This is a genomic window from Agromyces sp. Leaf222 (assembly GCF_001421565.1).
In the GTDB taxonomy this organism is placed as follows: Bacteria; Actinomycetota; Actinomycetes; order Actinomycetales; family Microbacteriaceae; genus Agromyces.
Genome location: NZ_LMKQ01000001.1, coordinates 2060709 through 2080355 on the forward strand (window position 1 = coordinate 2060709; position 19647 = coordinate 2080355).

Sequence of the window (19647 nt, forward strand, 5' to 3'; positions counted from 1 at the left end):
CGCGTTCCGCCCCGACCCCGACGACGACGTCGGATCCGGCGTCGACCCGGTCGTCGGCGACAATGGAGTGTGCAGAAGCTCCGACTCGTCTTCGCCGGTACCCCGGCGGCCGCCGTCCCCTCGCTCGAACGGCTCGCCGCGAGCGGCCATGAGATCGTGGCGGTGGTCACGCGTCCGGCTGCGCCGCTCGGGCGCAAGCGCGTGCTGACGCCGTCGGCCGTGGCCCAGGCGGCCGAGCGGCTCGGACTCCCGATCATCGAGGCGGCCCGGCTCGATGCCGATGCCACGGCGCGCATCGCGGCATCCGGCCCCGATCTCGGGGTCATCGTCGCCTATGGCGGGCTCGTGCGCGAGCCCCTGCTCTCGATGCCGGCGCACGGTTGGATCAACCTGCACTTCTCGCTGCTGCCCGCATGGCGTGGCGCCGCACCGGTGCAGCACGCGCTGATCGCGGGGGAGTCCGAGACGGGTGCGGCGGTGTTCCAGCTCGTGTCCGAGCTCGACGCCGGAGACGTGTTCGCCGAGCTGCGACGGCCGATCGTGGCGCAGGACACGGCGGGCAGCCTGCTCGACGAACTCGCCGTCTCGGGGGCCGAGCTGCTCGAGGGGGTCGTCGACGGCCTCGCCGACGGGTCGGCGAAGGCCGTCCCTCAGAAGGGAGCCGCATCGTTCGCCCCGAAGCTCGGCATCGACGACGCGCGACTCGACTGGGCCGTGCCCGCGGCCGAGGTGCTCGCGCGCTACCGCGGCGTCACCCCCGAGCCCGGCGCCTGGACCACGGTCGAGGGCCAGCGGGTGAAGGTGCTCGAGCTCGCGTCCGTCGATGCGGGCGCCGACGAGCCGCGTCTCGGCCCGGGGGAGCTGGCGGCGAGCGGGCGACGCCTGCTCGTCGGAACGGCCGATGCGCCGCTCGAGGTACGACGTGTGCAGCCTGCGGGCCGCACGGGCATGGCGGCCGCCGACTGGTGGCGCGGTGCCGGACGGGACGGGGTGGTGGCCGAATGAGCGAGCAGCGTGGTGGGGCCCGAGGAGGCGCTCCGCGGCGAGGGGGCCGTCGACCGGATGCCCCCCAGCCGGCGCGCATCTCGCCAGCACGCCGGGTCGCGTTCGAGGTGCTCGAAGCGGTGCGCGTCGACGAGGCGTACGCCAACCTGCTGCTTCCGACGCGCATCCGCAGGGCGAAGCTCAGCCATGCCGACGCCGCCCTCGCGACCGAGCTGACCTACGGCACCCTGCGTCGGCAGGGCACCTACGACCGCGTGATCGAGCTCGCCGCCGACCGTCCGGCCGACGCGATCGATCCGGCCGTGCTGAACGTGCTGCGCCTGGGCGTGCACCAGCTGCTCGCGACGCGGGTGCCGACGCACGCGGCCGTCAACGAGCAGGTCGACCTCGTGCGCACCGTCGCACCCAAGGCGTCCGGGTTCGTCAACGCGGTGCTCCGCACGGTCTCGCGCACCGACGTCGAGGCGTGGCGCGAGCTCGTCGCCGAGGCCGCTCCGAGCGAAGACGAACGCCTCGCGCGTCTCGAGAGCCACCCGGTGTGGGTCGTCCGCGCGCTCCGTTCGGCGCTCGAGCACGAGGGGCGCGGCGACGAGCTCGAGGCGCTGCTGCAGGCCGACAACTCGTCGCCGCGCGTGAACCTCGCACTGCTGCCCGGCCTCGTCGACGCGGCCGACGAACTCGGGGTCGACGGGCTCGCGCCCGACCTCTACTCGCCGATCGGCGCGACCGCGAGCGACCCGATCGCCGTCATCGAGGCCGCGGGCGGGCGCATCCGCGTGCAGGACGAGGGCTCGCAGCTCGCGGCCCTCGCGCTCAGCCGGGCCGTGCCGGTGCGTGCGGGGGAGCGGTGGCTCGACCTCTGCTCGGGCCCCGGCGGCAAGACCGCCGTGCTCGCCGCCGAGGCGCTCACCGGCGGCGCCGTGCTCTCCGCCAACGAGGTGGTGCCGGTGAGGGCCGACCTCGTGCGCTCGGCGATCGCCGGCGTGCCGCTCGAGGTCGAGGTGCGCGTCGGCGACGGCCGTGAGCTCGACCCTGCGGCGTTCGGTGCCGACGGCGGCTTCGACCGGATCCTGCTCGACGCGCCGTGCACCGGCCTCGGCGCGCTCCGGCGCCGGCCTGAGGCGCGGTGGCGCAAGCGCCCCCAAGACGTCGCCGAGCTCACGCTGCTGCAGGGCGAGCTGCTCGACGCGGCGTTCGCGGCGCTCGCCCCCGGCGGCATCCTGGCCTACGTCACGTGCTCGCCGCACACCGCCGAGACCCACGGTTCGCTGGGCGCGGCGCTCAGTCGCTGGGGCGGCGCGGCCGAGCAGCTCGACACGGCCGCGGTCGTGCAGGCCGTGTCGCGACATCCGCTCGACCTGGCATCGGATGCCGCGACGGTGCAGCTCTGGCCGCACCGGCACGGCACCGACGCGATGTTCATCGCCCTCGTGCGCCGCATCGCATCGTGAGCCCGGTCGCCGGCCGGCGCCATCGAGCCGACCGAACCCTCGGGCGGGGCATCGATAGGCTGGCAGCATGACGACGCGGATCAACCCGAGCATCCTCGCTGCCGACTTCGTGAACCTCGAGTCCGAGCTCGCGCGCATCGCGAGCGCCGACCTCGTGCACGTCGACGTCATGGACAACCACTTCGTGCCGAACCTCACGTTCGGCCCGCAGATGGTCGGTCGCCTGCAGGACGTCAGTCCGATCCCGCTCGACGTGCACCTCATGATCTCGGATGTCGACCGATGGGCTCCGGGCTACGCCGAACTCGGCGCCTACTCGGTCACCTTCCACGCCGAGGCGACCGATGAGCCGGTGCGGCTCGCGCGTCGGCTGCGCGAGATCGGCGCGCGCGCGGGCATCGCCCTGAAGCCCGGAACGGATGCCGAACCCTTCCTCGACCTGCTGCCCGAATTCGACCAGGTGCTCATCATGACCGTCGAGCCCGGATTCGGCGGCCAGTCCTTCATGCATGAGACGATGCCGAAGCTGAGTCGGGTGGCCGACGCCGTGCGCGCAGCCGGACTCGACGTGTGGCTCCAGGTCGACGGCGGCATCTCGCTCGACACGATCGGCATCGCCGCCGAGGCAGGAGCCGACACGTTCGTCGCCGGCTCGGCGGTGTTCGGGGCCGAGGTCCCCGCCGAGCGCATCGCGGCGCTCCGCGACCTCGCGGCGACACATCGGCATGGGGCATTGCCGGGCACCGGTAGTCTGAAGGCGTGAAGACATTCGACGAACTCTTCGTCGAGCTCAGCGAGAAGGCCCGCACCCGTCCTGAGGGTTCCGGCACCGTGCGCGAGCTCGATGCAGGCGTGCACGCCATCGGAAAGAAGATCGTCGAGGAAGCGGCCGAGGTGTGGATGGCCGCCGAGTACCAGACCGACGACGAGGCTGCCGAGGAGATCTCGCAGCTGCTCTACCACCTGCAGGTGCTGATGCTCGCGAAGGGGCTCTCGCCCGCCGACGTGTACCGACATCTCTGATCGCGCTCCGACCCGTCAGACCCGTCGACACGATCGTGCATCCCGCACAAGAAGGCCAGAACATGCTTCGAATCGCCGTGCCCAACAAGGGCTCGCTGTCAGAGACCGCCGCGCAGATGCTGTGGGAGGCCGGGTACACCGGTCGCCGCGACCCGCGCGACCTGCACACCGCCGACCCCCGCAACGGGGTCGAGTTCTTCTACCTGCGTCCGCGTGACATCGCGACCTACGTCGGCTCGGGCGCGCTCGACGTCGGCATCACGGGTCGAGACCTCCTGCTCGACTCCGGCTCCGACGCCTCCGAGATCGCCCCGCTCGGGTTCGGCGACTCCACGTTCCGGTTCGCCGGACCGGCGGGCGCCTTCACCGAGCTCTCCGACCTGCAGGGCGTCAGGGTCGCGACGAGCTACCCCGGGCTCGTCGGCGGCTTCCTCGCCGGCCACGGCGTCACGTCGAAGCTCGTGAAGCTCGACGGCGCGGTCGAGTCGGCCGTGCGCCTCGGCGTCGCCGACGCGGTCGCCGACGTCGTGTCGACCGGGTCCACCCTCCGACAGGCCGGCCTCGAGATCTTCGGTCCCGTGATCCTCGACTCCGAGGCCGTGCTCATCGGCTCGGGCGTCGACAAGGCCGGTGCCGACACCCTCCTCCGACGCCTGCAGGGCGTGCTGGTCGCGCGTCAGTACGTGCTGCTCGACTACGACGTGCCCGTGGCGCACCTCGAGCGCGCGACCGCCGCGGCGCCCGGCTTCGAGTCGCCGACCGTCTCGCCGCTGCACGACCCCGAGTGGGTCGCCGTGCGGGTCATGATCCCGCGCACCGACATGAACCAGGTCATGGACGAGCTCTATGCGATCGGCGCACGCGCGATCCTCGTGAGCGCGATCCACGCCGCGCGGTTGTGAGCCGGGCATGACGCTCGCGATCCGCGTGATCCCGTGCCTCGACGTGGCCGCCGGCCGCGTCGTCAAGGGCGTCAACTTCGAGAACCTCCGCGACGCCGGAGACCCCGTCGAGCTCGCGGCCCGCTACGGCGAGCAAGGGGCCGACGAACTGACGTTCCTCGATGTCACGGCGACCGTCGACGACCGCTCGACCACCTACGACATGGTGCAACGGGTCGCCGAACAGGTGTTCATCCCGCTCACGGTCGGCGGCGGCATCCGCTCGAACGACGACGTCGCCCGCCTGCTCGGCCACGGCGCCGACAAGGTGGGGGTCAACAGCGCCGCGATCGCACGCCCCGCCCTCATCGGCGAGATCGCCGACCGCTTCGGCGCGCAGGTGCTCGTGCTCTCGCTCGACGTGAAGCGCTCGGAGCGCACCGCGTCGGGGTTCGTGGTCACGACCCACGGCGGGCGCACCGAGACCGACCTCGACGCGCTCGAGTGGGCGCGAACGGCCATCGAACTCGGCGCGGGCGAGCTGCTCGTGAACTCGATCGACGCCGACGGCACGAAGGCGGGCTTCGACCTCGAGCTCGTCGCCCTCATGCACGAGCTGTCGAGCGTGCCCGTGATCGCCTCCGGCGGTGCCGGCGCGGTCGAGCACTTCGCACCGGCCGTCGCGGTGGGCGCCGATGCGGTGCTCGCGGCATCCGTGTTCCACAATGCCGAGCTGACCATCGGCGAGGTGAAGGCCGCTCTCGCGGCAGACGGGAGGGTCGTGCGATGACCGACCTGGTGCAGAGCGCCCTCGACCGCGCGACGTTCAACGGCGACGGCCTGCTGCCTGCCGTGATCCAGCAGGAGGGCACCGGCGAGGTGCTCATGCTCGGCTGGATGGACCGCGAGGCCATGCGGCGAACCCTCACCGAGGGGCGCGTCACGTTCTGGTCGCGGTCGCGGCAGGAGTACTGGCGCAAGGGCGACACGTCGGGCCACGCCCAGTACGTGCGCGCCGCCGCGCTCGACTGCGACGCGGACACGCTCCTCGTGACCGTCGAGCAGGTCGGCGTCGCCTGCCACACCGGAACCCGGACCTGTTTCATCGGCGACCCGCTCGAGGTCGTCCAGGGCTTCCCGCCCGCCGACTGACGAGGAGTCCCCGCGTGCCAGCCACCACCACGTTCGACGAGTTCACTGCGCTCCTGCCCGGTCGCCGCGTCGTGCCCGTCGTGCGGGAGCTCTTCGCCGACGGCGAGACGCCGGTCGGCATCTATCGCAAGCTCGCACGCGACCGGCCGGGCACCTTCCTGCTCGAGTCGGCCGAGCAGGGCGGCATCTGGTCGCGCTACTCGTTCGTCGGGGTCTCGTCGTACGGCGTGCTCACCGAGCACGAAGGCGGTGTGCGGTGGAACGACCACGGCCTCGGGCTCGACGCCGGCCGCGCGCTCGGCGACGCCGCGAGCCTCGAACCGCTCGCCGCCCTCGAGTCGCTCTACGAGCGCTGGCGCTCCGACGACGTGCCGGGCGCGGCGCCGCTCACGGGCGGCCTCGTCGGATTCATCGGGTGGGAGGCGATCCGCCAGATCGAGCACCTGCCGAACCGCCCGCCGGCCGATTTCGACATGCCCGGCCAGGCGTTCTGCTTCGTCGCCGAGCTCGCGGTCATCGACCACCGCACCGGCACCGTGCAGCTCGTGGCATCCGTGCTGAACGACGGGGTCGACGAGCCCGACGAGATGTGGGTCGGGGCGCAGGAGCGACTCGACCGCATGCAGCGCGACCTCTCGCGACCGTCAGAGGCCCACCTCGCGACCATCGACCTCGACGTCGCGGCGACCCCCACGCATCGCACCGAGCAGGCCGACTTCCTCGACGCGGTCGAGCGCTCGCGCGAGTACATCCGCGAGGGCGACGTCTTCCAGGTGGTCATCTCGCAGCGCTTCGAGCAGGAGGTCACGGCCGACCCGCTCGACGTCTACCGGGTGCTCCGCACGCTGAACCCGAGCCCGTACATGTACTTCGTGCACGTGTCGGATGCCGCGGGCGAGCCGATCCACATCGTGGGCTCGTCGCCCGAGGCGCTCGTGAAGGTGCAGCAGGGGCGCGTGTTCACGCACCCGATCGCCGGATCCAAGCCGCGCGGCGCGACGCCAGAGGCCGATGCCGAGTTCGAGGCCGAGCTCATCGCCGATCCGAAGGAGCAGGCCGAGCACCTGATGCTCGTCGACCTCGCGCGCAACGACCTCGCGAAGGTCTGCCGCGCCGGCTCCGTCGAGGTCACCGAGTTCATGCGCGTCGAGCGCTTCAGCCACATCATGCACCTCGTCTCCTCGGTCGAGGGCGATCTCGCGCCGAACGCGAACGCCGTCGACGTGTTCCGCGCGGCGTTCCCCGCCGGCACGCTGTCGGGCGCCCCGAAGCCCCGAGCGCTCGAGATCATCGACGAGCTCGAGCCGGCCCAGCGCGGCCTCTACGGCGGCGTCGTCGGCTACTTCGGCTTCGGCGGCGACGCCGACCTGGCGATCGCGATCCGCACGGCCACCATCAGCGGGGGAGTCGCGCGGGTTCAGGCCGGTGCCGGACTCGTCGCCGACTCGGTCGCCGAATCGGAGTTCGAGGAGTCGCGCAACAAGGCGGCGGCGCCGTTGCGGGCGGTCGCGATCGCGAACGCCCTGCGGAGCATTCCGTGAGCGGCTCGCGGCTGAAGTCGCTCACCCTCCTCCTCGCCCTCGTCGGTGCCGGGCTGGCGCTGCTCTCCTGGAGCCAGACCTGGTTCGAGCTCCGCATCGTCGATCCGGTGACCCAGGGCGGAGGCGACCCGATCGAGGTCGGCGGCGGCATCGCCTCGCCGGCCCTCGCGGCGCTCGGACTCGCCGGGCTCGCGCTCGTCGCGGCGCTCGCGATCGCGGGCCCGTTCATCCGCGTGGTGCTCGCCGTGATCCAGGTGCTGCTCGGGGGCTCGATCGTGCTGGCGAGCTCGATCGCCATCGGAGACCCGGTGCGGGCGGTGGCGCCGGCGGTGACGGATGCCACGGGCGTCGCGGGTTCCGGACCGACGGCCTCGCTCGTGGCCTCCGTCGACGCGACCGCGTGGCCGTGGGTCGCAGTCGTGGGCGGCGTGCTCGTCGTGCTCGCCGGCATCGCGGCGCTCGTGACCGGAGGGCGCTGGCCCGGCTCGTCGCGGCGCTACTCGACGACACGTCTGGCTGACGCCGGCGCCGTGGACGTCGGCGATGCGGATGGCGTTTCCGACGCCGCTGCCGCCACCGTCGTCGCGGCTGGGGGCGACGAGCGCGCGCTGCCCGAGACCGACGCCCGTCGACGTGCCTCCGACCGCGCCGTCGACGCGTGGGACGAGCTGAGCCGAGGCGACGACCCCACCGACGACGATGCCGGCGCGCCCGGCGAGACCTCCGCCGACTCCGGCGCCGACGCCGTCGACGACGCCGCCGCAGGCACCCCGGCAGGCGCAGGCGGGCCGGCCCGCGAAGATGACGCGGCCCGCGACGGGCGTGAGAGCCCCACCGAACCCAGCCGCTAGACTTGCGGCGAAACCCCCAGCACGAAGGAGCAACATGAGCACTGAGACCGCAGACCCCGGCCACGGACACTCGCCCGCGGCGTGGATCGCCGTCATCATCATGCTCGTCGGCTTCACCGTCGGCACGTTCGCCTTCTGGTTCGAGATCGTGTGGCTCGTCTGGGCCTCGGCGGGCATCGTGCTCATCGGCCTGCTCGTCGGCTGGCTGCTCGCCCGCGCCGGCTACGGCGTCGGGGGCGACAAGGTCGCCGCGAAGGCCCACTGACGCGTGCTCGCCGACCTGACGGCGAACTCGGTCGCCGACGCACTCGCACGCCGTGAATCCAGGCCGCTCGACGTCGTCGAGCGCGCCGCACTCGATCGCGCCCCGGCGCTCGACGCCCTGCTGGCTCTCCGGCCCGCCGAGCACGTGAAGGTCATCGCCGAGATCAAGCGGGCGAGCCCGTCGCGCGGCGCGCTCGCGAGCATCGACGATCCCGCCGAACTCGCCCGCACCTACGAACTCGGCGGCGCGAGCGCCATCAGCGTGCTCACCGAGGGGCGCAAGTTCAAGGGGTCGCTCGAAGACCTCGAGAACGTCCGCGCGGCGGTGGCGATCCCCGTGCTGCGCAAGGACTTCATCGCCACGCCCTACCAGGTTTTCGAGGCGCGCGCGGCCGGTGCGGACCTGGTGCTGCTGATCGTAGCGGCCCTCGACGACGCCACGCTCCACGAGCTCCACGAGCTCATCGGCTCGCTCGGCATGACGGCGCTCGTCGAGACGCATTCCGCCGACGAGCTCGAGCGGGCGAAGGCCCTCGGTGCGCGCCTGATCGGCGTCAACGCCCGCGATCTCTCGACGTTCGAGCTCGATCGCGACCTCTTCGGCCGGCTCGCTGACCGATTCCCCTCAGATGCCATCCGCGTCGCCGAGTCCGCGGTGCTCTCCGCGGCGGATGTCGCGCACTACCGCGCGTCCGGCGCCGACGCCGTCCTCGTGGGCGAGGCGCTCGTCACGGGCGACCCGATGGCCAACCTCTCAGCATTCCTGGCGGTGTGACATGGCGCTCAGAGCGCAGACCGGTCCGTACTTCGGCGAGTTCGGTGGGCGCTTCGTGCCCGAGTCCCTGATCGCCGCCCTCGACCAGCTCGGCGAGGCATACGACCTCGCGAAGCTCGATCCGACGTTCGCCGAGGAACTCGCGGAGCTCGGGCGCAGCTACACGGGGCGCCCGTCGATCATCACCGAGGTGCCGCGCTTCGCGAAGCACGCCGGTGGTGCGCGCATCATCCTGAAGCGTGAAGACCTCAACCACACGGGCTCGCACAAGATCAACAACGTGCTCGGCCAGGCGCTGCTCACGAAGCGCATCGGCAAGTCACGCGTCATCGCCGAGACCGGCGCAGGCCAGCACGGCGTCGCCACGGCGACGGCGGCGGCGCTCTTCGACCTCGAGTGCACCATCTACATGGGCGAGGTGGACACCGAGCGCCAGGCGCTCAACGTCGCCCGCATGCGCCTGCTCGGCGCCGAGGTCATCGCCGTGAAGACCGGCTCGCGCACCCTGAAAGACGCGATCAACGACGCCATGCGCGACTGGGTCACGAACGTCGAGACCACCAACTACATCTTCGGCACCGTCGCGGGGCCGCACCCGTTCCCCGAGATGGTGCGCGACTTCCAGAAGATCATCGGCGAGGAGGCGCGTCAGCAGGTGCTCGATCTCACGGGCGCGCTGCCCACGGCGGTCGTCGCGTGCGTCGGCGGCGGCTCGAACGCCATCGGCCTGTTCCACGCGTTCCTCGACGACGCCGAGGTGAAGATCTACGGGTTCGAGGCCGGCGGAGAAGGCGTCGAGACGCCACGCCACGCCGCGACGATCAGCAAGGGCCGCCCCGGCGTCCTCCACGGCGCCCGCAGCTACATGCTGCAAGACGAAGACGGCCAGACGATCGAGTCGCACTCGATCTCCGCCGGCCTCGACTACCCGGGCGTCGGCCCCGAGCACTCGTGGCTCTCGGCGATCGGCCGTGCCGAGTACCGACCGGTGACCGACGACGCGGCCATGCAGGCGCTGCGCCTGCTCACGCGCACCGAGGGCATCATCCCCGCGATCGAGTCCGCGCACGCCCTCGCCGGCGCGCTCCAGCTCGGCCTCGAGCTCGGACCGGAGGCCACGATCCTCGTCAACCTCTCGGGGCGCGGCGACAAGGACATGGACACCGCGGCGAAGTACTTCGAGCTCTACGACCAGGAGGACGCCAAGTGAGAACGGTCGCCCCCGTCATCCGGCGCCGCAACGACGAGGCGAACGGTGCCCTCATCGGCTACCTGCCGGTCGGGTTCCCCACGCTCGACGAGAGCGTCGAGGCGGCGGTGGCGCTCGTCGAGAACGGCGTCGACGTGCTCGAGCTGGGCCTGCCCTACTCGGATCCCGTCATGGACGGGCCCGTCATCCAGGCGGCGACGCAGCAGGCGTTGGCCAACGGCTTCAAGCTCTCGCACGGCTTCGAGGCCGTACGACGCGTCACCGAACGGGTGGATGCCCCGGTGCTGCTGATGACCTACTGGAACCCCGTCGTGCAGTACGGCGTCGACCGGTTCGCCGACGACCTCGCGGCGGCCGGGGGAGCCGGGCTCATCACGCCCGACCTCATCCCCGACGAGGGTGCCGACTGGATCGCCGCATCCGAGCGCACCGGGCTCGACCGGGTGTTCCTCGCGGCGCCGACCTCCACCGACGTCCGGCTCGCCGCCACCGTCGAGGCGAGCCGCGGATTCGTCTACGCCGTCTCGACCATGGGCATCACGGGTGCCCGCGCCGACGTCGACGCGGCGGCGCGAACCCTCGTCGGCCGTCTCGACGACGCCGGGGCCGAGGCCAGCTGCGTCGGCGTCGGCATCTCGACGGCCGCCCAGGTCGCCGAGGTGCTCGCGTACGCGCAGGGCGCGATCGTCGGCTCCGCGCTGGTCAAGGCGCTGGCAGACGGCGGTGTCGCTGCCGCAGGGGCGCTGGCCGCCGACCTCGCGCGCGGCACGCGTTCCGAGTGAAGTACGCTGACTGAGGCCCGAGTGGCCGAAGCCCCAGACGAAAGGCAGCAGTCCGCGTGATCGCACCGCTGAGCATCCCGAGCCCGTCCCCCGAATGGCAGTCGTTCCAGGTCGGTCCGTTCACGATCCACATGTACGCGATCTGCATTCTCGTGGGCATCATCCTGGCCGTGATCGTCACCTCGCGCCGGCTGACCAAGCGCGGGGCCGAGCCCGGCGTCGTGCTCGACATCGCCCTCTGGGCCGTGCCGCTGGGCATCATCGGCGCCCGGTTCTACCATGTCCTCACGCACCCCAGCGACTACTTCTTCGAGGGCGCGAACGTCTGGAACCCCTTCGAACCCGGCGCCATCTGGAACATCTGGGAGGGCGGCAACGCCATCTACGGCGCCCTCATCGGCGGCGCGGTCGGTGTGCTCATCGGCTGCCGCTTCACCGGCATCCGCTTCCTCTCGTTCGCCGACGCCCTCGCCCCCGGACTCCTGCTCGCGCAGGCCGCCGGCCGACTCGGCAACTGGTTCAACCACGAGCTCTTCGGCGCACCCACCGACCTGCCCTGGGGCCTCGAGATCTCCTCCGACAACGCGGCGTTCCCCGCCGGCCTCGCCGAGGGCACGCTGTTCCACCCGACGTTCCTGTACGAGATCATCTGGAACATCGCCGGCGTGGTCGCGATCCTGCTGCTCGAGCGCGCGTTCAACATGCGCTGGGGCCGCGCCTTCGCCGTGTACCTCATCTGGTACGGGCTCGGCCGATCGTTCCTCGAGTCGATCCGCCTCGACCCGAGCGAGATGTTCCTCGGTATCCGGGTCAACGTCTGGGCGTCGTTCGCCGCGATCCTCGTCGGCGTGATCCTGCTCATCGTGCAGCACCGCCGTCACACCGGTTCGGAGGTCACCCCCTACGTTCCCGGCCGTGAATGGAAGGGGCCCGACGCTGCGCTAGACTCGGACGAAACTGAGTCCGACTCCGACTCTCTCGACAACGAGGTCGAGAGTGAGAACATCGAGGGCGAGACCGCGGCCACAAGCACGCACAGGTCCACCACCCCCTAGGCCCTTCAGCCTCGTTCTCCGAAGCGACGCCGCACCTAGCGTCGCCACTCTCTCCGCTGGGCCGACGTCGTCCCCCGCTGCCACCTAGTAGATGAGGACGGTCACACGTGTCGCTCACTCCACCCTTCGCGAGGTTCGGTTCGATCCCCGCAGCCCAGGGCATGTACGACCCCGCCGCCGAGAAAGACGCCTGCGGGCTCGCGATGGTCGCGACGCTCCGCGGCACCGCCGGGCATGACATCATCGCGACCGCGCTCGAGGCGCTGCGCCACCTCGAGCACCGCGGCGCCATCGGCTCCGACGCCGGCACCGGCGACGGCGCCGGCATCATCACGCAGATCCCCGACGCGTTCCTGCGCGCCGTCGTCGACGTCGAGCTGCCGGCTGAGGGCTCGTACGCCGTCGGCAACGCCTTCCTGCCGATCGACCCGAGCCTGCGCTCGAAGATCAAGCAGGGCCTGCGCGCCATCGCCGTGTCCGAGGGCCTCGACATCATCGCCTGGCGCGAGGTGCCCGTGCGCCCCGAAGAACTCGGCACGCTCGCCCGCGCGGCGATGCCAGCCGTGCACCAGCTCTTCGTGCAGTCGGCCTCGGCCGACGAGCAGGGCCGTCGACTCTCGGGCATCGCGCTCGACCGTCTCGCCTTCCGCCTTCGCAAGCGCGCCGAGCGCGAACTCGAGCTCTACTTCATGTCGCTGTCGAGCCGCACCATGGTCTACAAGGGCATGGTCACGACGCTGCAGCTCGAGCCGTTCTACCCCGACCTCTCCGACGAGCGGTTCGCCTCGAAGCTCGCGCTCGTGCACTCGCGGTACTCGACGAACACCTTCCCGTCGTGGCCGCTCGCGCAGCCGTTCCGCATGATCGCGCACAACGGCGAGATCAACACGATCCAGGGCAACCGCAACTGGATGCGGGCGCGCCAGTCGCAGCTCGAGTCCGAGCTGCTCGGCGACCTCGACCCGATCCTGCCGATCGTGACGCCGGGTGCGAGCGACTCCGCCTCGTTCGACGAGGTCGTGGAGCTGCTCACGCTCGCCGGCCGCAGCCTCCCGCACGCCATCATGATGATGGTTCCCGAGGCCTGGGAGAACCAGACCGAGATCTCGCCCGAGCGCCGCGCGTTCTACGAATACCACTCCATGCTCATGGAGCCGTGGGACGGCCCCGCCGCGATCGTCTTCACCGACGGCTCGCTCGTCGGTGCCACGCTCGACCGAAACGGGCTCCGCCCCGGCCGTTACGTCGTCACCGATGACGGCCTCGTCGTGCTCGCCAGCGAGATCGGCGTGCTCGAGGTGGCGTCCTCGAAGGTCGTGCGCAAGGGTCGCCTGCAGCCCGGCCGCATGTTCCTCGTCGACACCGAAGCCGGTCGCCTCATCGAGGACGACGAGATCAAGGCCGACCTCGCGGCATCCGCACCATGGGGCGACTGGCTCGACACCGGCCGCATCCGCCTGGCGGAGTTGCCCGAGCGCGAGCACATCGTGCACCCGCCGGCATCCGTCAACCGCCGGCAGCGAACATTCGGCTACACCGAGGAAGAGGTGAAGATCCTGCTCGCGCCGATGGCGCGCACAGGTGCCGAACCGCTCGGCGCCATGGGCTCGGACACGCCGGTCGCGGTGCTGTCGCAGCGCCCGCGGCTGCTCTTCGACTACTTCACGCAGCAGTTCGCGCAGGTCACGAACCCGCCGCTCGACTCGATCCGCGAGGCGGTCGTCACCTCGCTCGGCACGTCGCTCGGCCCCGAGCACAACCTGCTCGCGCAGGGGCCAGACCACGCCCGCCAGGTCTCGCTCGACTTCCCGGTGATCGACAACGACGAGCTCGCGAAGATCGTGCACATCGATCCCCGCGACGGCGGATCGCGCACCACGAAGACGCTCAAGGGCCTCTACCGAGTCGACGACGGCCCCGAGGCGATGCGTGCGCGCCTCGACGAGCTGTGCGTCGAGGCCGACCAGGCGATCGCCGACGGCGCGCGCTTCGTCGTGCTGAGCGACCGCGACTCGACGGCCGAACTCGCGCCGATCCCGTCGCTGCTCATGCTCTCGGCCGTGCACCACCACCTGATCCGCTCCGAGACGCGCATGGAGGTCGGCCTCGTGGTCGAGGCCGGCGACGTTCGCGAGGTGCACCACGTGGCGCTGCTCGTCGGGTTCGGCGCATCCGCCGTCAACCCGTACCTCGCCATGGAGACCTGCGAGGACCTCGTGCGTGCCGGCGTCATCACGGGCGTCACGCCCGAGAAGGCCGTTCGCAACGTCATCTACGCGCTCGGCAAGGGCGTGCTGAAGATCATGTCCAAGATGGGCATCTCGACCATCTCGTCGTACGCCGGTGCGCAGGCCTTCGAGGCTGTCGGCCTCGCACAGGACTTCATCGCCGAGTACTTCACGGGCACGGTCTCGAAGCTGGGCGGCGTCGGCATCGACGTCGTGGCGGCCGAGAACCTCGCACGCCATCGGGCGGCCTACCCCGAAGACGCCGCGGTGCGCGCGCACGAGCGGCTGTCGACCGGCGGCGAGTACCAGTGGCGCCGCGACGGATCGCCGCACCTCTTCAACCCCGAGACGGTCTTCCGGCTGCAGCACTCGACCCGCAACCGTCGCTACGACGTCTTCCGCGAGTACACGTCGCTCGTCGACTCGCAGGCCGAAGAGCTGATGACCCTCCGTGGCCTGTTCGCGCTCCGCAACGGAACGCGTCCTGCGGTGCCGATCGACGAGGTCGAATCGGTCGAGTCCATCGTGAAGCGCTTCTCGACGGGAGCGATGAGCTACGGCTCGATCTCCAAGGAGGCGCACGAGTCGCTCGCGATCGCGATGAACCGCATCGGCGCGAAGTCGAACACCGGCGAGGGCGGGGAAGACGTCGACCGCCTCCTCGACCCCGAGCGCCGCAGTGCGATCAAGCAGGTCGCCTCCGGTCGGTTCGGCGTCACGAGCATGTACCTGACGCACGCCGACGACATCCAGATCAAGCTCGCACAGGGTGCGAAGCCCGGCGAGGGCGGCCAGCTGCCCCCGACCAAGGTCTACCCCTGGGTGGCCCGAACGCGTCACGCAACCGCGGGAGTCGGCCTCATCTCGCCGCCCCCGCACCACGACATCTACTCGATCGAAGACCTCAAGCAGCTCATCTTCGACCTGAAGCGTGCGAACCCCGAGGCGCGAGTGCACGTCAAGCTCGTGAGCCAGTCGGGCATCGGCGCGGTCGCCGCCGGCACCGCCAAGGCGCTGGCCGACGTCATCCTCGTGTCCGGCCACGACGGCGGAACGGGCGCGAGCCCGCTCAACTCGCTGAAGCATGCCGGCACGCCGTGGGAGCTCGGCCTGGCCGAGACCCAGCAGACGCTGATGCTGAACGCCATGCGCGATCGCGTGGTCGTGCAGGTCGACGGCCAGCTGAAGACCGGGCGCGACGTGATCATCGGCGCACTGCTCGGCGCAGAGGAGTTCGGCTTCGCCACGGCTCCGCTGGTCGTGCAGGGCTGCGTCATGATGCGCGTCTGCCACCTCGACACCTGCCCGGTCGGCGTCGCCACCCAGAACCCCGAGCTGCGCAAGCGGTTCACGGGCAAGCCGGAGTTCGTCGTGAACTTCTTCGAGTTCATCGCCCAGGAGGTGCGCGAGTACCTCGCCGAACTCGGGTACCGCTCGATCGACGAGATCGTCGGTCGTCGTGAGCTGCTCGACATCGACCGTGCGGTCGATCACTGGAAGGCGTCCGGCCTCGACCTGACGCCCGTGCTCGTCGGACCGGACTTCTCGGACTCCGACCCCCGTCGCAACCTCCGGTCGCAGGACCACGAGCTCGAGAAGCACTTCGACAACGAGCTGATCCGCCGCAGTGCCGACGCGCTCGAAGCCGGCGCGACCGTCGAGATCGCACTGCCCGTGAAGAACACCGAGCGCGCGGTGGGAACGATGCTCGGCCACGAGGTCACGGTCCGCCACGGCGAGCACGGCCTGCCGACCGGATCGATCGACGTCACGCTCACCGGCTCCGCCGGGCAGAGCCTCGGCGCGTTCCTGCCGAGCGGCATCACGCTCCGCCTCGAGGGCGACTCGAACGACTACGTCGGCAAGGGTCTCTCCGGCGGGCAGATCATCGTGCGTCCGGCCCGCGACAGCAGCTTCGCCGCCGAGCGCAACGTGATCGCCGGCAACGTGATCGGCTACGGCGCCACCCGCGGCAGCATGTTCATTCGCGGCATCGTCGGCGAGCGGTTCCTCGTGCGCAACTCCGGCGCGACCGCGGTGGTCGAGGGCGTGGGCGACCACGCGCTCGAGTACATGACCGGCGGCCTCGCCCTGATCCTGGGCGACACGGGGCGCAACCTCGGCGCCGGCATGTCCGGCGGCACGGCGTACGTGCTCGACCTCCGCTCCGAGCGCGTCAACATCGAGTCGCTGAAGACCGGCGAGCTCGAGCTGCATCCGCTCGGCAGCGCCGATCGCGAGATCGTCCGCGACCTGCTCGAGCAGCATGTCGCCAACACCGACTCGACCGTGGCCGCCGACCTGCTCGAAGCAGGCGATGCTGCGTTCGAGCGCTTCACCAAGGTGCTGCCGCGAGACTACGCCGCAGTGCTCCGCACCCGCCAGAGCGCGGTCGACGAGGGGCTCGACCCCGACGGCGACGTGGTCTGGACTCGTATCCTGGAGGTGACGGGTGGCTGACCCGAAGGGCTTTCTGAAGGTCACCGAGCGCGAGCTGCCCAAGCGGCGTCCCGTGCCGGTGCGCATCATGGACTTCAAGGAGGTCTACGAGCAGGGCGACCCCGCCCAGTTGCGTCGTCAGGCCGGCCGTTGCATGGACTGCGGCATCCCGTTCTGCCATCAGGGCTGCCCCCTCGGCAACCTGATCCCCGAGTGGAACGACCTGATGTACCGCGGCGAGGGCCGCGCGGCCGTCGAGCGCCTGCACGCAACGAACAACTTCCCGGAGTTCACGGGGCGGCTGTGCCCGGCTCCCTGCGAGTCTTCCTGCGTGCTGGGCATCAACCAGCCCGCCGTCACCATCAAGCAGGTCGAGGTCTCGATCATCGATCAGGCGTTCGGCAGCGGCTGGGTGCAGCCCCAGCCCCCGGGGCGCCTCACGGGCAAGACCGTCGCGGTCGTCGGCTCCGGCCCGGCCGGACTCGCCGCCGCGCAGCAGCTGACTCGCGCAGGGCACACGGTCGCGGTGTACGAGCGCGACGACCGCATCGGCGGCCTGCTGCGCTACGGCATCCCCGACTTCAAGATGGAGAAGAAGCACATCGACCTGCGCATCGCGCAGATGACCGCCGAGGGCACCCGCTTCCGTGCGGGCGTCGACATCGGCGTGGACATCACGTGGACGCAGCTCCGCGAGCGCTACGACGCCGTCGTGGTCGCCACGGGTGCGATGGTGCCGCGCGACCTCCCCATCCCCGGCCGAGACCTCCCGGGCGTGCACTTCGCCATGGAGTACCTCACGCAGTCGAACCGTGCAGTCGCCGGCGACCAGGTCTACGACCAGATCACCGCAGAGGGAAAGCACGTCATCGTGCTCGGCGGCGGCGACACCGGTGCCGACTGCATCGGCACCGCGCACCGCCAGGGCGCGCTCTCGGTGACGAACCTCGCCATCGGCAAGCAGCCGGGCGAGTCCCGGCCCGACCACCAGCCGTGGCCGATGCATCCGACCGTGTTCGAGATGCAGAGTGCGCACGAAGAGGGCGGCGAGCGACAGTACCTCGCCTCGACCGTCGAGTTCGTCTCGAACGAGAACGGCGAGCTGCGGGCGATCCGCATCGCCGAGACCGAGTTCGTCGACGGGCGCCGCGTGCCCAAGGCCGGCACCGAGCGCGAGCTCCCCGCCGACCTCGTGCTGCTCGCCCTCGGATTCACCGGGCCCGAGACCGAGATGACCGACGATCAGCTCGAACTGCCCGCCGACGCGCGCGGCAACTTCGCCCGCGGAGCCGACTACGCGACCTCGCTTCCCGGCGTGTACGTGGCCGGCGACGCCGGGCGCGGGCAGTCGCTCATCGTGTGGGCGATCGCCGAGGGGCGGGCTGCGGCATCCGCCGTCGACCGGTACCTTGAAGGCAAGACCGACCTGCCGAGTCCTGTGCCGGCGACCGCTCGCGCGTTCGCCATCTGACCACGACGCGTCGACGGCGCGTCACCCGAAAAACAACCCCGCGCGCAGGCGCGGAGACAGCTTGGAGCACAACCACATGAGACGAGCGAAGATCGTCGCCACCCTCGGGCCGGCGACATCGAGCTACGAGCAGATCCGGGCGATCATCGATGCGGGCGTCGACGTCGCGCGGATGAACCTCAGCCACGGCAGCTACGACGTGCACGAGGGCGTCTACCAGAACGTGCGGAAGGCCGCGAACGACAGCGGCAAGGCCGTCGCGGTGCTGGTCGACCTGCAGGGTCCCAAGATCCGCCTCGGCAAGTTCGCCGACGGCCCGCACGACCTCGCCGAGGGCGACATCTTCAAGATCACGACCGAAGACGTGGTCGGCACGAAGGAGCTCGTTGGCACCACGTTCAAGGGCCTGCCCCAAGACGTGAAGGCCGGTGACTTCCTCCTCATCGACGACGGCAAGGTGCGCGTCGAGGTCGTCGAGACCGATGGCGTCGTGGTCACCACGAAGGTCATCGTCGCGGGCCCCGTCTCGAACAACAAGGGCATCAACCTGCCGGGCGTCGCGGTGAACGTGCCCGCGCTCTCCGACAAGGACGAGGCCGACCTGCGGTGGGGCCTCGAGCTCGGCGCCGACCTCATCGCGCTCTCGTTCGTGCGCAACGCGGCCGACATCGAGCGCGTGCACGAGATCATGGACGAGGTCGGACGCCGTGTTCCGGTCGTCGCGAAGATCGAGAAGCCGCAGGCCGTCGACGCCCTCGAGGAGATCACCGAGGCGTTCGACGCGATCATGGTCGCCCGTGGCGACCTGGGCGTCGAGCTGCCGCTCGAGGCCGTGCCGATCGTGCAGAAGCGTGCCGTCGAGATCGCGCGTCGTCTGGCGAAGCCGGTCATCGTCGCGACGCAGATGCTCGAGTCGATGATCCACAGCCCCGTGCCCACGCGCGCCGAGACCTCCGACGTCGCGAACGCGATCCTCGACGGTGCCGACGCGGTCATGCTCTCGGGCGAGACGAGCGTGGGGGAGTACCCCGTCATCACGGTGCAGACGATGGCCCGCATCGTCGAGTCGACCGAGAAGCACGGCCTCGAGCGCATCGCGCCGCTCGGCACGAAGCCGCGCACCCAGGCCGGTGCGATCACGCTCGCCGCCGTCGAGGTCGCCGACTTCGTCGAGGCGAAGTACCTCTGCGTGTTCACCGAATCGGGCGAGACGGTTCGTCGCATGTCGCGCCTGCGCTCCGACATCCCGATCCTCGCGTTCACGCCCGACCCCGCGATCCGTCGCCGCATGGCGCTGAACTGGGGCGTCGAGTCCTTCGTCGTCGAGCGCGTCACCCACACCGACCAGATGGTCGGCCAGGTCGACGAGGCGCTCGGACGCACCGGCCGAGCGGCCAAGGGCGAGAAGGTCGTCATCATCTCCGGCTCCCCTCCCGGAATCCCCGGCACCACGAACGACGTGCGCGTGCACGTCGTCGGCGAGGTGCTCTAGCACGTCCCATCGTCGGCCCGGCGCTCC

The 19647-nt window shown here is 70.9% G+C and carries 17 protein-coding genes; all 17 read left to right on the forward strand.

From position 1 onward, the window contains the following. The first annotated feature begins 69 nt into the window (after positions 1-69). The 17 genes from fmt to pyk all read left to right on the forward strand — a co-directional run bounded on the left by fmt (position 70) and on the right by pyk (position 19620). Positions 70-1005, forward strand: a complete 936-nt coding sequence (gene fmt, locus ASE68_RS09095) for a methionyl-tRNA formyltransferase (protein WP_055857594.1) — start codon at positions 70-72, stop codon at positions 1003-1005. After that, complete coding sequence (locus tag ASE68_RS09100) at positions 1002-2456, forward strand: transcription antitermination factor NusB (RefSeq protein WP_082462140.1); 1455 nt, start codon at positions 1002-1004, stop codon at positions 2454-2456. The genes fmt and ASE68_RS09100 overlap by 4 nt, the downstream gene beginning before the upstream one ends. 67 nt (positions 2457-2523) lie before the next feature. Beyond that, positions 2524-3219: a ribulose-phosphate 3-epimerase gene (gene rpe, locus ASE68_RS09105; protein ID WP_055857596.1), complete on the forward strand. Its 696-nt coding sequence runs from the start codon at positions 2524-2526 to the stop codon at positions 3217-3219. After that, on the forward strand, positions 3216-3479 hold the full coding sequence (locus ASE68_RS09110) for a phosphoribosyl-ATP diphosphatase (RefSeq protein ID WP_055857598.1): 264 nt from the start codon (positions 3216-3218) through the stop codon (positions 3477-3479). Before rpe ends, ASE68_RS09110 begins: the two co-directional genes overlap by 4 nt. Before the next feature lie 62 nt (positions 3480-3541). Beyond that, positions 3542-4381 (forward strand): ATP phosphoribosyltransferase, encoded by an 840-nt coding sequence (gene hisG / locus ASE68_RS09115; RefSeq protein ID WP_055857600.1) that lies wholly within the window; start codon positions 3542-3544, stop codon positions 4379-4381. A 7-nt stretch (positions 4382-4388) separates the two neighbouring features. After that, complete coding sequence (gene hisF, locus ASE68_RS09120) at positions 4389-5150, forward strand: imidazole glycerol phosphate synthase subunit HisF (RefSeq protein WP_055857602.1); 762 nt, start codon at positions 4389-4391, stop codon at positions 5148-5150. Next, positions 5147-5512, forward strand: coding sequence for a phosphoribosyl-AMP cyclohydrolase (gene hisI, locus ASE68_RS09125; protein WP_055857604.1), 366 nt, complete (start codon positions 5147-5149; stop codon positions 5510-5512). Before hisF ends, hisI begins: the two co-directional genes overlap by 4 nt. Before the next feature lie 14 nt (positions 5513-5526). Beyond that, entirely contained in the window at positions 5527-7053 is a 1527-nt protein-coding gene (locus tag ASE68_RS09130) for an anthranilate synthase component I (RefSeq protein WP_055857606.1), read from the forward strand. Continuing rightward, positions 7050-7904: a Trp biosynthesis-associated membrane protein gene (locus ASE68_RS09135; RefSeq protein ID WP_055857608.1), complete on the forward strand. Its 855-nt coding sequence runs from the start codon at positions 7050-7052 to the stop codon at positions 7902-7904. The genes ASE68_RS09130 and ASE68_RS09135 overlap by 4 nt, the downstream gene beginning before the upstream one ends. A 34-nt stretch (positions 7905-7938) precedes the next feature. Beyond that, the gene (locus tag ASE68_RS09140) at positions 7939-8169 is read left to right on the forward strand and encodes a DUF6704 family protein (protein ID WP_055857610.1); all 231 of its coding nucleotides are present in this window, start codon (positions 7939-7941) and stop codon (positions 8167-8169) included. A gap of 3 nt (positions 8170-8172) precedes the next feature. Further along, positions 8173-8943 (forward strand): indole-3-glycerol phosphate synthase TrpC, encoded by a 771-nt coding sequence (gene trpC, locus ASE68_RS09145; RefSeq protein WP_055857612.1) that lies wholly within the window; start codon positions 8173-8175, stop codon positions 8941-8943. 1 nt (position 8944) lies between these two features. Beyond that, entirely contained in the window at positions 8945-10153 is a 1209-nt protein-coding gene (gene trpB / locus ASE68_RS09150) for a tryptophan synthase subunit beta (protein ID WP_055857614.1), read from the forward strand. Then, on the forward strand, positions 10150-10935 hold the full coding sequence (trpA, locus tag ASE68_RS09155; RefSeq protein WP_055857616.1) for a tryptophan synthase subunit alpha: 786 nt from the start codon (positions 10150-10152) through the stop codon (positions 10933-10935). The genes trpB and trpA overlap by 4 nt, the downstream gene beginning before the upstream one ends. A 56-nt stretch (positions 10936-10991) precedes the next feature. Beyond that, positions 10992-11990, forward strand: coding sequence for a prolipoprotein diacylglyceryl transferase (gene lgt / locus ASE68_RS09160; RefSeq protein ID WP_055857619.1), 999 nt, complete (start codon positions 10992-10994; stop codon positions 11988-11990). Positions 11991-12151: 161 nt separating this feature from the next. Further along, positions 12152-16678 carry a glutamate synthase large subunit gene (gene gltB, locus ASE68_RS09165; protein WP_082462141.1) on the forward strand — a complete coding sequence of 1509 codons (4527 nt, stop codon included), beginning with the start codon at positions 12152-12154 and terminating at the stop codon, positions 16676-16678. Next, on the forward strand, positions 16671-18128 hold the full coding sequence (locus ASE68_RS09170; protein WP_055857623.1) for a glutamate synthase subunit beta: 1458 nt from the start codon (positions 16671-16673) through the stop codon (positions 18126-18128). Before gltB ends, ASE68_RS09170 begins: the two co-directional genes overlap by 8 nt. Before the next feature lie 76 nt (positions 18129-18204). Next, positions 18205-19620 (forward strand): pyruvate kinase, encoded by a 1416-nt coding sequence (gene pyk, locus ASE68_RS09175; protein WP_055857625.1) that lies wholly within the window; start codon positions 18205-18207, stop codon positions 19618-19620. Positions 19621-19647 lie beyond the last annotated feature (27 nt).

Coding starts and splice junctions, on each gene's coding strand:
- ASE68_RS09100 (WP_082462140.1), top strand. CDS start 1,002: ATGAGCGAGCAGCGTGGTGGGGCCCGAGGAGGCGCTCCGCGGCGAGGG.
- rpe (WP_055857596.1), top strand. CDS start 2,524: ATGACGACGCGGATCAACCCGAGCATCCTCGCTGCCGACTTCGTGAAC.
- hisG (WP_055857600.1), top strand. CDS start 3,542: ATGCTTCGAATCGCCGTGCCCAACAAGGGCTCGCTGTCAGAGACCGCC.
- hisF (WP_055857602.1), top strand. CDS start 4,389: ATGACGCTCGCGATCCGCGTGATCCCGTGCCTCGACGTGGCCGCCGGC.
- hisI (WP_055857604.1), top strand. CDS start 5,147: ATGACCGACCTGGTGCAGAGCGCCCTCGACCGCGCGACGTTCAACGGC.
- ASE68_RS09140 (WP_055857610.1), top strand. CDS start 7,939: ATGAGCACTGAGACCGCAGACCCCGGCCACGGACACTCGCCCGCGGCG.
- trpB (WP_055857614.1), top strand. CDS start 8,945: ATGGCGCTCAGAGCGCAGACCGGTCCGTACTTCGGCGAGTTCGGTGGG.
- gltB (WP_082462141.1), top strand. CDS start 12,152: ATGTACGACCCCGCCGCCGAGAAAGACGCCTGCGGGCTCGCGATGGTC.
- pyk (WP_055857625.1), top strand. CDS start 18,205: ATGAGACGAGCGAAGATCGTCGCCACCCTCGGGCCGGCGACATCGAGC.